At 44.4% G+C, this 13711-nt stretch carries 13 protein-coding genes and 1 riboswitch; of the genes, 1 reads left to right on the top strand and 12 read right to left on the bottom strand.

Annotated elements, in window-relative coordinates; genetic code table 11:
• Positions 1 to 25 precede the first annotated feature (25 nt).
• The 12 genes from eutA to J1C86_RS02570 form a co-directional block, all read right to left on the bottom strand.
• A complete protein-coding gene (gene eutA / locus J1C86_RS02625) occupies positions 26 to 1459 on the bottom strand; it encodes an ethanolamine ammonia-lyase reactivating factor EutA (protein ID WP_125407370.1) in 1434 nt (477 codons plus the stop codon).
• 112 nt (positions 1460 to 1571) lie between these two features.
• Positions 1572 to 3008, bottom strand: coding sequence for a sensor histidine kinase (locus J1C86_RS02620; protein WP_125407373.1), 1437 nt, complete (start codon positions 3006 to 3008; stop codon positions 1572 to 1574).
• Positions 3008 to 3583, bottom strand: coding sequence for an ANTAR domain-containing response regulator (locus tag J1C86_RS02615; RefSeq protein WP_002902510.1), 576 nt, complete (start codon positions 3581 to 3583; stop codon positions 3008 to 3010). The genes J1C86_RS02620 and J1C86_RS02615 overlap by 1 nt, the downstream gene beginning before the upstream one ends.
• A 24-nt stretch (positions 3584 to 3607) precedes the next feature.
• On the bottom strand, positions 3608 to 3952 hold the full coding sequence (locus J1C86_RS02610; protein ID WP_002898216.1) for a BMC domain-containing protein: 345 nt from the start codon (positions 3950 to 3952) through the stop codon (positions 3608 to 3610).
• Positions 3953 to 4048: 96 nt separating this feature from the next.
• On the bottom strand, positions 4049 to 5191 hold the full coding sequence (locus J1C86_RS02605) for a 1-propanol dehydrogenase PduQ (RefSeq protein ID WP_125407376.1): 1143 nt from the start codon (positions 5189 to 5191) through the stop codon (positions 4049 to 4051).
• Between the two features lie 310 nt (positions 5192 to 5501).
• Positions 5502 to 5650, top strand: a riboswitch (adenosylcobalamin (AdoCbl) riboswitch).
• Between the two features lie 259 nt (positions 5651 to 5909).
• A complete protein-coding gene (locus tag J1C86_RS02600; RefSeq protein ID WP_125407378.1) occupies positions 5910 to 6509 on the bottom strand; it encodes a cob(I)yrinic acid a,c-diamide adenosyltransferase in 600 nt (199 codons plus the stop codon).
• A 12-nt stretch (positions 6510 to 6521) separates the two neighbouring features.
• Positions 6522 to 7589 (bottom strand): nicotinate-nucleotide--dimethylbenzimidazole phosphoribosyltransferase, encoded by a 1068-nt coding sequence (gene cobT, locus J1C86_RS02595; protein ID WP_185755786.1) that lies wholly within the window; start codon positions 7587 to 7589, stop codon positions 6522 to 6524.
• A gap of 1 nt (position 7590) precedes the next feature.
• Positions 7591 to 8457: a kinase gene (locus J1C86_RS02590; protein ID WP_125407385.1), complete on the bottom strand. Its 867-nt coding sequence runs from the start codon at positions 8455 to 8457 to the stop codon at positions 7591 to 7593.
• The gene (gene cobD, locus J1C86_RS02585) at positions 8450 to 9544 is read right to left on the bottom strand and encodes a threonine-phosphate decarboxylase CobD (RefSeq protein ID WP_125408812.1); all 1095 of its coding nucleotides are present in this window, start codon (positions 9542 to 9544) and stop codon (positions 8450 to 8452) included. Before cobD ends, J1C86_RS02590 begins: the two co-directional genes overlap by 8 nt.
• 63 nt (positions 9545 to 9607) lie before the next feature.
• Positions 9608 to 10042, bottom strand: coding sequence for a EutP/PduV family microcompartment system protein (locus tag J1C86_RS02580; RefSeq protein WP_080558718.1), 435 nt, complete (start codon positions 10040 to 10042; stop codon positions 9608 to 9610).
• A gap of 39 nt (positions 10043 to 10081) precedes the next feature.
• Entirely contained in the window at positions 10082 to 11398 is a 1317-nt protein-coding gene (locus J1C86_RS02575; RefSeq protein ID WP_125407390.1) for a haloacid dehalogenase-like hydrolase, read from the bottom strand.
• Positions 11399 to 11704: 306 nt separating this feature from the next.
• Positions 11705 to 12361, bottom strand: a complete 657-nt coding sequence (locus J1C86_RS02570; RefSeq protein WP_185755787.1) for a lantibiotic ABC transporter permease — start codon at positions 12359 to 12361, stop codon at positions 11705 to 11707.
• Positions 12362 to 12544: 183 nt separating this feature from the next.
• Here J1C86_RS02570 and queG point away from each other — a divergent pair, with 183 nt between their 5' ends.
• Positions 12545 to 13687 carry a tRNA epoxyqueuosine(34) reductase QueG gene (gene queG, locus J1C86_RS02565; protein ID WP_185757493.1) on the top strand — a complete coding sequence of 381 codons (1143 nt, stop codon included), beginning with the start codon at positions 12545 to 12547 and terminating at the stop codon, positions 13685 to 13687.
• Positions 13688 to 13711 lie beyond the last annotated feature (24 nt).

The following is a 13711-nucleotide window of genomic DNA, read 5'->3' as shown; positions in this document are numbered from 1 at the left end:
CTTCCTCCTTTGTGTAAATAAAAGTTTAATTAAACACCAATGTTTTCACGACAATCGGTAAGACCGATCCTTCAATGACTGGATTACCAATATCGATATAGTCGCCATTTTGAACATCCACTGAGTCAATGCAGACAAATGGATAATCCTTAGGCAATTGAGCAAAGAGACATTGGCCTAGAACCTTGGCCATATCTTCTCTGACCACCACTAGCAACGGAATGTTCTTTTCAATGCTTTCGCTCATTCCCTTGACAATAGCCTCTGCGTATTCCAAAACCCGGGCGAAGCTTGGGCTTTTTTCTCCATTGATAGCCAAAGCCACCTGCTGGACTTCATTTTCCAGTGTGAACCAGGCCACCTTGTCCCTGATAATCTGCTGCAGTCCCTCCTTATCCTCATGCTCATCAGAAGCAGCCAGTTTGAGAACTGGAATGTTTTTAATAGGAAGGATATCAGAGATGTAGGTAATGGTACTGCCGCTGACATCGGTCGTATGGCTGCCCGCTCCAACAACGGTTGCCCGGATGGTCTCAGCTGACTGGATGACTTTCTTTTGATCAAAAATCTTGGATTTGCTCAGCGCCCTGCCTAGCAAGATACCGATATCCCCATAGCGGAAATCATCCGCCGAGGTCGTTTCCAAGTATATTCCATCAGCTACACCACCAGAGAAAGATACGCAGTGGAGATCATAGTTCAACTTGAGACCGTGGTTGGTCTGTAGGAGATCATAGTAAGGACTGTGATTGTCAATTCCTACAGACTGTTCTAATACGGAGACCATTTCTTGAATCAGTCGATCCAAATCAGCTCGATGGACTGTTTCACCAACTGCCAGCTGAAGCCCCTGCTCTGCAATGATAGTCTGCAGTTTTGGAGCAATATAGCTAATCCGCTGGGTCTGCGGATCCATTTTTATCAGCCGACCTCCGATATCAAAACACCCTGTATCAATCACATCTCCTTCTCGGAAGACTGCCAGATTGGAAGTCCCCCCACCAATATCAATATTGACGACTGATGTATGATGCTCTTGGGAATACTGATGACTGCAGGCCCCTTTACCAGCGATGATACTCTCAAGGTCTGGCCCAGCCGTCGCAACAACAAAGTCACCAGCATAACCACTCAGGGCTTGGAGCACCTGACTGGCATTTTCCTTGCGAGCTGTCTCACCAGTAATGATGACTGCCCCCATCTGAATATCTTTTTTCTGAATGCCTGCTTTCGCATACTCATTCAGAACAAAGTTTTTGATCTTATCTACCTCGATCAAAAGTTGATCCGAAATTGGTGTGAAGATAATTTCACTTTTATAAAGAACTTTTTTATCTGTAATATAGACACGAGGAATAGTAAACACAGAAGCAATATTCTCGATGGTAAGCTCTGACAAGATCAGCTGTGTAGTGGCTGTCCCGATATCGAGCCCCACACTCAAAATTTTATCTGACATACTAAAAACCTCCAAAAAAGACGCTCAAAGCAATGCAAACAAACAGAGTTCATTTACATTCTTCAAGCGTCATTGCTTTTTTCGACTGACATCATTGTTAGTCTGGTAGTATTTATTTTTTAAAACGAATGGTCGTTGTTGTCCCCTCATGGTCTGAGTGGATAGACAAGGTTCCAAACAATTTTCCTTGGACAAAGCGCTCCACCAAGAGTAGACCCAGATGATTCTCAAAGGAATGCTCTTGATTGTAACCGCTACCATTATCCAGTGCTTTTAAAGTTATTATATCATTTTTAAGTCCAACCTGCAAATGGATTTGCGGTTTTTCTGGATTTTTTTTGTCCTTAAAAGCATGTTCATAGCTGTTTTGCAGTAATTCATTGACGATTAGTGCCAGTGAAGTGGCCCGGCTGCTATCGAGACAGAGTTCCGGTTCCAGGCTGTAGGTCAGGGTTATTTCCCTATGCCCGGAAAAACAACGCTGAACATTATCGATAACTCTCTTCAGCAGATGCTCAATCTGAATGCTGTCATCCTGCTGAGAAGACAGGAGTTCGTGGGTCGCCGCTATAGAGAGCACACGATTCATACTGTCATTAAGAGCTTTTTTGGTGTCTGCTCCTGGACTTTGCTGAGCCTGTAGTCGCAGCAAGGAAACAACGGTTTGCAAGTTATTCTTTACCCGATGGTTCATTTCACGAATGGTAGTTGTATGGGTTAAGAGCTGTGCTTCCTTTTCCTTGATGTCTGTAATATCCTTACAGATCATGACCACATTTTCACTCTCAGCCAGCAGATAGCGTTTGACCAAAAAGCAATAAGTGCCATAATGTACCTCAACTTGGTGAGGTTTTTCTTGAGGGGCTTGTGGTCCCAGTTGCTGGATTTCTTCAAAAGTCAGACTGTCTAAGACCAGATTGCTATAGTGCATTCCCTCAATCGAGTCCATATAGCCCAGCTTATGGCGATAAGAGTCGGCAGCTGCTTGATTGAAATATTTGAGATAGCCCTGCCGGTCAAAGACCAAACAAGCTTCGTCTATATGATCAAATAAAACAAACTGCTCTTGGGCTGAAATCTCAGGAGTGCTCCGCAACTCAAAACCGTCGTCCTCTTTATCTAAAGACAAGTGATCTGGTAAAGTCTGGGGAGCATTTCTTTCGATAATCAGCGTTCCAATGACGCGCTCTTCTCTCAAAATCGGAAAGACCGTCTGATGGATGGCTAAGCCCTCCTGCGATCTGGCCGAAAGCCCAATCGAGGGAGCGCCCGTCTCCAAGGTCCGGATAACACCTGGCTCATTTTCCAGATAGGCCATAGCACCTACGACCGAGTTTTCGTACAAGCTGAGCTTGCTTTCTGGTTTTTTGTGAAAGATGACAATGGCATGTTCCGAAAAGATGTTCTTTACGTCAATGAAGACATCTTCATTGGCATAAGCTGAGTTTTTCAATAATTCGTCAGCCTCTTGGACGAGATGCTCGATATCAGCCTCATCCAAATTTGTCTGTTCCTGACAAAGCTGCTTTATCTTATCTTTATAAATCATTACACATCATCTTGGAGCACCAGCAATTTAGCAATCTCAATCATCGGCACTCTCTTTTGCATACTAATTGTCCGAATGCGTTTGAAAGCTTCTGGCTCTGACAAATGATCACGAGCCATCAGTAAGCCTTTGGCCTTTTCAATCACAATCCGATCGTCTATCTTTTTAGACAGCTTGACCATTTCATTGGACATCTGCTGAAGCTGGCGCCCCTTCTCAATGCAGACCTCTACCATAGGAATCAAGGACTTGGCATCCAAAGGTTTAACCAAGTAAGCACTAATCCCATTGGTTTTAGCTTTTTGAACATAGTGTTCATCACTGTAGGCTGACAGTAGAATCACACTGTAGGCTAAAGCATCTTCGAGTATTTTCTTACCCGCTGTCAGGCCATCCAGAAGCGGAAGCTTGATGTCCATCATGACCAAGTCACAACGATATTTCTGACACAAATCAATAGCCTCAAAGCCATCGGATGCCTCAGCCACCACTTCATAATCAGCTGCCTCTAATATATTTCGGATATCTAATCTTACAATTGGATCATCATCAACAATTAGTATTCTGCCCTTCATACTTCCCCTCGACAGTTTGATTTTTTATGTCCGCGTTACAACAGTGCTGGAGAAGCCTAAAATCTCTTCCAGACCTTGTAAAACGGCAATGAGAGCTGCCTCAACAGAAGAAACGTCACCTGTCATCACGACAGAGCCGCTGAAACGATCCACAAAACCAACTTGAACATCCGCAGCCTTGGTCGCAATATCAACCGCAATGATAGCCGCTTCACTCGGAGTGATCGTCAAGATTCCAATCGCATCCTTGATTTCTGCCTGCAATCCCAATTTTTCAAAAATGACTTCATCAGGATTAGCGATAAGGTGCGCCAAGGTCACTTGTTTCCCAGGAACGTATTCCTGTATCATTCTTTGTTTTTCTTCCAATTTAGTAAACCTTCTTCATGATTTTAAACCTTCAGAAGTGTACTGCATGCTCTTAATCATTATACAATAATTTTGGCATAACAGCAATTCAGAGGATTAAAACGCTTTCTCTAATACTTTAAGCAGTTCTTCTGCCGTAGGGACACGAGGGTTAGTCGGAGTACAGCCATCATGCAGAGCAGCTTCTGAAATTTCTACCTTGTACTGAGCAAAGACATCTGTCTTCACACCGTATTCTCTCAGAGAAGTTGGCATCTCCAGCTTTCTTTGCAGCTTCTTGATGGCTTCAACCAGCTGTCTTACTCCTGACACAGGGCTTGAAGCACTGCATCCCAGTAGTTTGGCAATATCCTGATAGCGACTGGCTACAGTCTTGTCCGCTGCCTGCCGGTTCCGATTGTTGAATTCGATACCAGCATTATACTGAATGACATGGGGCATTAAAATACTGTTTAAACGACCATGAGGAACATGGAATTTGGCACCTGCCGCATGTGCCAGACTGTGATTGATACCCAAAGAAGCTGTGTTAAAGGCCATACCAGCCAGAGTGGATGCTGCATGCATCTTTTCACGCGCTTCTACATCCTGACCATTTTTGTAGGCTTTAGGCAGGTATTCAAAGACCAGCTTAATCGCCTTTTCAGCCAAGGCATCAGAGAAGTCCGTAGCCTTGGTCGATACATAAGCTTCAATGGCATGGGTCAATACATCCATTCCAGTGTCAGCCGTTATGTTACCAGGAAGTGACAGAACCAAATCCGCATCTAAGATAGCTACATCCGGAAGGATTTCTTTGGTCACTAAAGGATATTTGGTACCTCTCTCTGCATCCGTGATGACAGAAAAGGACGTTACTTCAGATCCAGTTCCGCTTGTCGTCGGAATGGCAATGAGAATAGCCTCTGAGAAGGCACCTTGCTTCTTGGCAAAATAATATATAGCCTTGGAAGCATCAATAGCAGAGCCGCCACCAATGGAAAGCACAATGCTGATTGGTCTGTCTCCTGCACTCTTGATACCAGCTACAACCGTTTCGATTGGCGGATCAGGCACAATATCTGTGAAAACAACAATGTCATTGCTGTCATCAAAGTTGGCTAAAATAGCATCCAACGTGCCAGATGTCTTCAAAAAAGGATCGGCAACGACTAGAATATGCTCGTTTTTATAATGGCTTAATTGCTGCAGAGCGCCCTTGCCCACATGCAATTCAGTCTTATAGGAAATCTTATACATCTTTTCTCCTTTCTGTTGTATCTGTTTTTAAACAAAAAGAAACTATATGAAAATAAGACTGCTCCCCTACACACGTCACAGCATTTTCATATAGCTTCATTGCTTATTTATCTTCAGTACCCCTTTGTACTATATTGAATTATAACACAAAAGCGCTTTCATGGCAATGAAAAAGTCATTAATATAAGAAATTTTTAGTGCCGCTTCTCCTTACAAAGCCAAGCTTATTTGAAGGATTAAATTTTTATTAAAATTTAGTTCATTTTCCTTGTAATTCCCTGTGAAAGGTGTTACAATCTAGTTACTAGGAAATTGATTTTAGTACTTTTAAGGATATGGAAGTCTGGTGCAAATCCAGCGCGGTCCCGCCACTGTGATAAGCTTTTCAGCTTTAAGTCAGGTCTTTATTCTTAAATTTTAGTAGATTTCATGCCTCGATGTAAGGTAGTGATGTCAGTTTGGAACAAACATTTTAGCTTAGTTTCCATTATTGACTCTACGTTTAAGTACGTTAATTTTCTAAAGATGAGGTTTCACTTGTCTTTCTGCAAAGGAGCAGAGTCAATAATTGGAAAGCTAGTGCTAATCAACGAAGCTTAGCATAAAGATACGAAGATGTATAGGCGGCTTTCTTTTTTAGAACATCAAAATAAGTTCTGTCCTTCCAAGACTTGGTAAAGTCAATTTGGAAAGACAGAACTTTTTCTGTTTCTTTTTATCACTGGCGTTTGCTTGCCCAACGCTCAACATCTGCCTTGGTGATATTGTGAAAGACCTTAGCACCTCTTTCATAGGCGATGTCTTCTTGATTTTTAGTAAAGTTGATTACTCGAGCCAAGGCAAAGAAGTAATCTGATAGACGGTTGACAAAAATCAGGACATTATTGTTAATTTCTGTAGTCCACATAGCCCCTACGATATGACGCTCTGCCCGTCTTGCAATGGTCCGAGCCACATGAATCATGGAAGCAATCTCGTCACCGCCCGGCAGGATAAACCTTTCCAAAGCTGGTGGAATTTCTGCGTAGGTATCAATCCTCTCCTCAATCCAGTCAATTAGCTGATGATCAACCTTATAGGGATAAACTCCCTTTGGTGTAGAGAGGTCTGAACCACAGTCAAAGAGATAATGCTGCAGCTGGAGCAGCTCATCTCTCAGCTTATCATCCTTATCCAGCTTGGTAATAGTATAACCAATCCAAGAGTTCAGCTCATCAATGGTTCCATAAGCATTCACTCGTTCTGCATCCTTGGCGACACTTTGGCCACCAACTAGCTTGGTCAAGCCCTTATCACCTGTTTTTGTATAGAGTTGCATATTTTTCCTCCTTTAAGTCACATTTTTGCGAATATCAACATAATCTTCTTCTTTCAAGCTGCCTTCAGCAAAGGTTGGCATATGCTCCATGGTATAGACAGCATTTTCCAGCAGAAAGAAAGCCAAAGGACAGCCCGAGCCTTCACCTAGCCGCATATCCAGCAAAAGCATAGGCTCCAGTCCTAGAAAGTCACTGACCAGTTTGTAAGCAGGCTCCGTCGAAGCATGGGAAGCAAAGGTATAGTCCAAGACATGAGGAGTCAGCTGATGGGCAATCAGCAGCCCCGTCAGAGAAATAAGACCGTCCACTACACATGGCAGCTGATAGCTGGCACAGGCGAGATGAGTGCCTGCCATAGCCAGCATATCTAGCCCACCAAGCTTAGCGGTCAGATCCAGAATATCTCCATAAGGAGCGTGACGATCCAAACACTGCTGGATAACGGCTGTTTTATGAGTCTTCATATCCTGAGTCAGACCAGCTCCATAGCCTGTGACGTCTTCTGCTTTGAGACCGAGAACTGCCGCAATGACAGCAGCCGAGGTAGTGGTGTTGCCAATCCCCATTTCTCCTGTTCCAAAGAGACGATAGCCGTCTTTAATCAAGGCCTCTGTCTTCTTGTAGCCGACTAGAATTGCCGTTATGGCCTGCTCGCGAGTCATGGCCTGCTCCTCAAGCATATTGCGCGTCCCATGACAGACCTTGTCCTTATTTTCCTCAAAGATATCCTTCTTGCAGCCAATGTCTACCAGGCAGATGTCTGAACCAGCATGTTTGGAAATAGCACACAAGCCTGATTTCCCTGCTAGAATATTGCGAGCAACAGTATAGGTCGTTTCCTGAGGATTGGCAGAAACGCCTTCAGCCACGATGCCATTATCCGCTACGTAGACAAGGACAATCTTCTTCTCCAAATCAATGGGACCAGAAAACATGGCATGCAAGCGAGCATAGATGGTCTCGAGCTTCCCTAAGGAGCCTGGCGGCTTTCCTAGCTGATCACAGTAGCGCTGGCCTTCTTGAAGCTTGTCTTTATCTATCGGAAGAATCTGCTCAATAATTTTTTCTAAGTCTTTCAAACTAGTCTGTCTCCTCCCTGACCGGCTGCACCCCTTCAAAAATAATCCTGCTCAAGGTCCGAGTCTGATAATAAGCCCCACTAGCTGAGCGAGCTAGTTCAGCCTCTAGCTTGGGCAAGACTGCTAGCTGTTCCCTGCTCAGCAGCAGACCAACTAATGTGCCACTATGGGCAACATTGAGCCCTAAGCATTGGTATTTTTTTACCAAATTCAGTAATTCTTCCAGATAGGGCTTAGGCAGCCGTTGGTTATTCAACAAAGCACTATAGCTAGCCAAATGGCCAAGTTTTGTCAGACTCTTCTCCTGACAAGCCGCCTGAAAGAGAGGAAGCAAACGCTTGGACTCCTCAGCCGGATAGCTAGGACTGGCCATCATCCGAACCAAGTCAAGAGTAGTCACCATCTCCACAGGCTCCAAGATATACACATAGAGTTCAGGCTTCCAGTCTGTCTGCCAGACCACTTGACCAGTCAGGGGATTAATGACCGTCCAGTCCGCAAAAGCCACCGAGTCAGTAGGCTCAATCATGGCACAGAGACGCGTCAAATCCGCTGCCTTCAGAGGCTGCTTCAGCCCCAGAGCAGCTGCCTGCAGGCAGCTAACCATATCTGCTGTGCTGCTAGAATAGCCCTTGCTGATGGGCAGGTCTGACTCCTGAACAAAAGAGAAAACATTGGGCTCAGGCAGGAGCTCCAAAGCTCGTCGTACCTTTTCACCTTGGGCTTGCCTTGCGAGAGACGAAGCCCCGTCCAATCTCACTCGACTGTACTTCTCAATCCCATAGGAGAGCAGAACCTCCTGCTCTCCTACTAAACCTTGGAATAATTCACCGCAGGAACCTGGACAGGAAACGATTCCCTTAGTCATAAGGAGCCTCTTTCGCCAATACCTCTGTCAGACAAGCCAGAAGCTGTTCATTTTCCTGATGGCTGCGGATGGCTATGCGGTAATGCCGGTCTGTCAGATCATGATAATTTTGACAGGAACGGATGAAAATCTTTCTCTGCCGAAGCTCCTGACGCAGGTCCTGCTGACCTAAATATTCAAAGAAGATATAGTTGACACTAGGCTTGACCGGCCGAATCTGTGAAAATGCAGTCAGTCCTTGAAAAAGGAAATCTCTTTCTACTCGAAGCCACTGCTTGGTAGCTTGCTGATAGGCCTGATCCTCCAAAAGGACAGGCAGGGCCTGGTCCGCCATAGCATTGACCGACCAAGGAGCGCGGCTCTCCTCTATCTCATCAAAGCAAGTCGGATGACAGCTGAGAGCATAGCCCAGTCTCAGACCGGGAATAGCATAAAACTTGGTCAGAGACCGCACCACTACTGCATTTGGATAGGTGGCCAGACGTGAGACGAAGCTATAGTCCTCCTCATCGTCCAGAAAGTCCATAAAAGCCTCATCCAGTATCAAAAAGATTTGCCGCTCCTGCAGGTCCTCAGCCAGCTTTTCTAACTCAGTACGCCGAATCAAGGTACCCGTCGGATTATTGGGATTGCAGATGAGTACAGCGTCTCCTGCAGTCAGTAAATCCAAGGCCGGCAACATGTCAGCTAGATTCCATTCATAGGATGGAGAAGGGAGGCTAAAGCGCTCCACCTTGGCCTGCACTTGCGAGAAAGCTTTCTCATATTCCATGAAAGTAGGGCTCAGAGTCAGGACCGTTTTTGGACGCAGGAAGCGGGCCAGCTCATAAAAGACTTCTACCGCACCATTTGCCAGCAGGACATTGTCCTTTTCTAGGCCATAATGATGTGCCAAAAGCTCTCTGGAGCGGCTGTAGCTGATGTCTGGATAATGAACCAGCCAATCAATGGACTCGGTCAGACAAGCCCTCAGCTTTTGAGAAATCCCCAGAGGATTGATATTGGCACTGAAATCCAGACAGTCTTCTAGAGAAAAACCCAATTCCTCAGCCAAAGCTGCCGCATTTCCCCCGTGCTCTACTTTCATAAATAGACATTCCTTCCTCGTTTCCTTGTTAGAATCTAGTATACCATATTCGGCTTTTCGTCCCTAGTCTGACTCCAGATAAGCCTGGAGACGGTCAATTCCTTCATTTTCCGTCGCTGATATTTCAAAAATTTCCTTGGCTCCAGCCGCTTTCAGCTGCCGCCGTGCTTTTTCGATTTGCTCCGGCTGTTCAGCCATATCAATCTTGGTGACAATACCAATCACTTCTTTATTGAAGAGGGAAGAAAAGCCTTGAGGAAAGGTCTGCATCTGATTGGAAGCCGCCACCAATAGACCAATCACATCAGCTTCTGTTGCTGTCACGTTCAGAGCATTATAATACTTACGATGCTGGAGAAATTCTCCAGGCGTGTCAATGATGGCATCATAGAACTCAATAGCCTGAGTCTTAAAGTAGCTTAGCTCCAAGCCTTTCAGTCGCTGGGTCAGAGTAGTCTTACCCACTCCGACTGGACCGACAAACATGATTTTTTTCATATCTTGCATCCATTCCTCTCTATGACAGGGAACTGCCCGCTATTTGCTGAGCTGGGCTTCCTTACTATCTAGTTTGATAGTTTCCCTGCCGTTGAGCAGTACACCTTTATTTTCATCGCGGCCTTGCAGGTAGTAAAGTGCATCTTCCTGGCCGTAAGTTTCAATTGCCTTAGTTTGCAAAAGACCGATTCCCTTGCTAGGATCTCTCAAAAGATTGAAGATAATACCCATTTGCAGTTTAGGGAAGTCCTTGAGCATAGCATAGTCGCCATTACTATCGCCGGCAATCAGGATTGGTTCTTGATTGTCATGATTGACAGCAATCAGCTTCTTAATAGTCTCTGTCTTGCCCTCACCCTGAGTCTGAGCATAGTTGGTATCGTATTCTGGCTGAATCACGCCCTTGTCATCCTTTTTCAGGCGCATAGCTGTGACATTTTCTTTAGGAATATTGTAGCCATACTTAGAATTGCTAGCATAAGGGATAATCACATCAATATAAGACGCTGAGCAGATATAGACATCAATGCCGTTGGCCATCAGAGTCTTGTAGAGATTTTGCATTTCCTTGACTGAGCGAACACCCCGCTTGAAGGTTACAGTGACTTGGCCTGACTCACCTTTCAAGCCTTCAGGACTTTCCCAAGTTTCAGAAGTCAGCTTGTCCTCAAGAGCCTGGTCAATAGACTTTTCAGATAGGGCTTGAACTTCTTCAGAAGTCATACCTGCATAGAGGTAAGTCACCCATGGATAGCTGATGTCAGAGCTGAAGGTATCACCAATCGCTTCGTAAAGATAGCGGAGTTTAGCAGCAAAGTCTTGGTATTCATCGGTCTTTTTGACTTCTTCCAGAGACTTGTCTCCCTTCATTTCCTTATAGCTATTGTAAATAACCGTGTAGTCAGAAAGCAAGTCGGCCGCAATCTTGTCAATGTTCACTGGTTCACCATCTTTGTTATGGAAATCTTCAACAAAATCGTCGCTCGGTATATTGGTCCGTACTGCTTGGTCAAATTCTTCCGGCGTCATCTTAAAGGCCAGATTTTCAATTTGATAGGTAAAGGTTGCTTCGCCAATGTCATTAATGACTGTCGTATTGTCCCAGTCAAAGACGGCATAAGGTTTTTTATTTTTATCATAGCTAGAGCTGGTGTTCCCATTCTCCTTGATGAGCTTAGTCAGGCGGGCATAAAGCTTGTCTTCCCAAACTCCCTTATCCAAAGTCTTAGCCTTGTCCTTATCCGTTGTCTCTGTCTTAGCCGAGGATGACTCCGTCGTCGTCTTATTATTCCCCGCTTGACAAGCTCCCAGAAGCAAAGCCAAACTACAAAGCAGCACAATTCCTTTTGTCCGCATAGAAACAATCCTCCATAAAAAATAATAGTGCGCAAAAAAATGGCATAGAAAACCCCTTTGATTCTGAAACACTCGCTTCATTGCGATCAAATCAGGCTTCCTTGCCATTTTCTATACTGTTATTATATTATAAACTATCTGGCAGACTTTGTCAATGAAGCGCTTTCAGATTTGTAAAAAAATAAAGGCAGAGAAAAATTATTTCTCTGCCTTACTGATTAAAATGCATATACTCTAATCTTCTCAATCAATGTGTTAGAGGAAACCTAACGTATTCAAGACTAGACAGACAATCCCCCTTTAATTCTACAATTTTTCAGGTACTTGATTTCTCCAGCCAGTGAAAACTTGTGCATAGCCCAATAGATACAAGGGCGTCAATGCGATGCTCAAGCCTACCAAGGCAATAATCATATAGATTCCTGACAGCATAAACAGGCGAGTGATGACTGCTACTGCTGCTGACAAGCAGCACAGGACGATGGCGTGAATCTGCAAAATATTGATTTTTTGTTTCTGTTCAAAATATCTCAATTTTGAAACGATCACCATCTGATAGAGCAAATTAATCAACTGATAAGACAAGCTGAGTATGATAAAAATCATAAAAAATGCTAAGTGGTTCTCACCAAAAAAGATGGAGCCCCAAAACAGCAACTCAAAATGAAGAAATAGGTAAGAGCTGGTCGGAATGAGCTGCAAGGCTTTGGTATCAAAAAACTTTTGGAACAATAAGAAGGCTAGCAACAAGATAGCGATGTGCCCAATAGTAAACTGCATGACCATCATGCTCCGCTCATGCATCTCACCGCGTAAGAAAATCGAAACGATAGATACCAGTGAGATAAAAAACAACTCAATTAAACCAGCCTTATAAAAATCTAAGTTTCTGATTGGATTACAATCCGTAACAAGAACATTCAAAAATTCATAATATCTCTTTTTCATTTTGTAAACTCCCATTGTTTAACTTTATAAAATTTCCCCTAAACTTCGCGAAATTTTCTATAAAAAAATTCCACATTTCATTATATCATACAGTATATAGGCTAAGGAAGTCTTATAAAACTATAGGTATATCTCTATAGGATAGTTCCCTTTCTCAATCATTCGCCAAGTTGGCATTTTTCCGCTATAATAATAAGGATGAAGATCAAAGAAGAAATTATTAACTTAGCAAAAGACATTGGGATTTCTAAGATTGGCTTTACGACAGCGGATGATTTCGACTATCTGGAGAAGTCGCTGCGCTTGGCTGTAGACGAAGGGCGAAATTCAGGATTTGAACATAAAAACATCGAGGAGCGGATCAAGCCCAAGCTGAGCCTGGCTTCGGCTAAGACCATCATCTCTATAGCAGTCGCCTACCCCCACAAGCTCAAGCAGCAGCCTCAGAAAACAGTCTACAAGCGGGGCAAATTCACCCCCAACAGCTGGGGATTAGACTACCACTATGTCCTGCAGGACAAGCTGGACCGGCTTGCCAAGGGAATCGAAGAGCTGACCGCTGACTTTGAATACAAGGGCATGGTGGACACGGGCGCCTTGGTCGATACCGCCGTAGCCCAGAGAGCAGGAATCGGCTTTATCGGCAAGAACGGCTTGGTCATCTCTAAGGAATTTGGCTCCTATATGTTCTTAGGAGAGCTCATCACCAATCTGGACATCGAGCCTGATCAGCCTGTCGACTACGGCTGCGGAGACTGCAACCGCTGCGTGACAGCCTGCCCTACTTCCTGCCTGATTGGTGATGGCAGCATGAATGCCAAGCGTTGTCTATCCTTTCAGACTCAGGACAAGGGCGTCATGGATCTGGAATTTCGCAAGAAGATTAAAACAGTCATCTATGGCTGTGATATCTGCCAAATCTGCTGTCCTTATAATAAAGGCTTGGACAATCCGCTCGCAACAGAAATTGACCCCGACCTTTCTCATCCCGAGCTCCTGCCTTTCTTGGAGCTTTCCAACGGTCAGTTTAAGGAGAAATTCGGTCATGTAGCCGGCAGCTGGCGGGGGAAAAACATCCTGCAGCGCAATGCCATTATCGCTCTCGCAAATGCAAATGATCGCTCTGCTATTCCTAAAATGCTAGAAATTATCGACAAGGGGCAAAATCCGATTCATGTCGCTACAGCTATCTGGGCTCTGGGTCAGCTGGTGCGTGAGGTCCATCCAGAAATGATAGAACTAGTCATGGGCATCAAAACTCCAACACCGCAAATCCAAGAAGAGCAAGGCCGTTTTCTAGAGAAATTTGGCCTAGAAGAAAAGCTTGTGATAGAAAACTAAACCGCTGAGACCTAAATATCTCAG

The sequence above is a fragment of the Streptococcus sanguinis genome (assembly GCF_050220005.1).
Lineage (GTDB): Bacteria > Bacillota > Bacilli > Lactobacillales > Streptococcaceae > Streptococcus > Streptococcus sanguinis_Z.
This window is presented reverse-complemented; position numbering and strand designations above follow the sequence as displayed.

Excerpts from the sequence above, each read along its gene's own strand:
- eutA (WP_125407370.1), bottom strand. The coding sequence starts at position 1,459 with ATGTCAGATAAAATTTTGAGTGTGGGGCTCGATATCGGGACAGCCACT.
- J1C86_RS02620 (WP_125407373.1), bottom strand. The coding sequence starts at position 3,008 with ATGATTTATAAAGATAAGATAAAGCAGCTTTGTCAGGAACAGACAAAT.
- J1C86_RS02615 (WP_002902510.1), bottom strand. The coding sequence starts at position 3,583 with ATGAAGGGCAGAATACTAATTGTTGATGATGATCCAATTGTAAGATTA.
- J1C86_RS02605 (WP_125407376.1), bottom strand. The coding sequence starts at position 5,191 with ATGTATAAGATTTCCTATAAGACTGAATTGCATGTGGGCAAGGGCGCT.
- J1C86_RS02600 (WP_125407378.1), bottom strand. The coding sequence starts at position 6,509 with ATGCAACTCTATACAAAAACAGGTGATAAGGGCTTGACCAAGCTAGTT.
- J1C86_RS02590 (WP_125407385.1), bottom strand. The coding sequence starts at position 8,457 with ATGACTAAGGGAATCGTTTCCTGTCCAGGTTCCTGCGGTGAATTATTC.
- cobD (WP_125408812.1), bottom strand. The coding sequence starts at position 9,544 with ATGAAAGTAGAGCACGGGGGAAATGCGGCAGCTTTGGCTGAGGAATTG.
- J1C86_RS02580 (WP_080558718.1), bottom strand. The coding sequence starts at position 10,042 with ATGAAAAAAATCATGTTTGTCGGTCCAGTCGGAGTGGGTAAGACTACT.
- J1C86_RS02575 (WP_125407390.1), bottom strand. The coding sequence starts at position 11,398 with ATGCGGACAAAAGGAATTGTGCTGCTTTGTAGTTTGGCTTTGCTTCTG.
- J1C86_RS02570 (WP_185755787.1), bottom strand. The coding sequence starts at position 12,361 with ATGGGAGTTTACAAAATGAAAAAGAGATATTATGAATTTTTGAATGTT.
- queG (WP_185757493.1), top strand. The coding sequence starts at position 12,545 with ATGAAGATCAAAGAAGAAATTATTAACTTAGCAAAAGACATTGGGATT.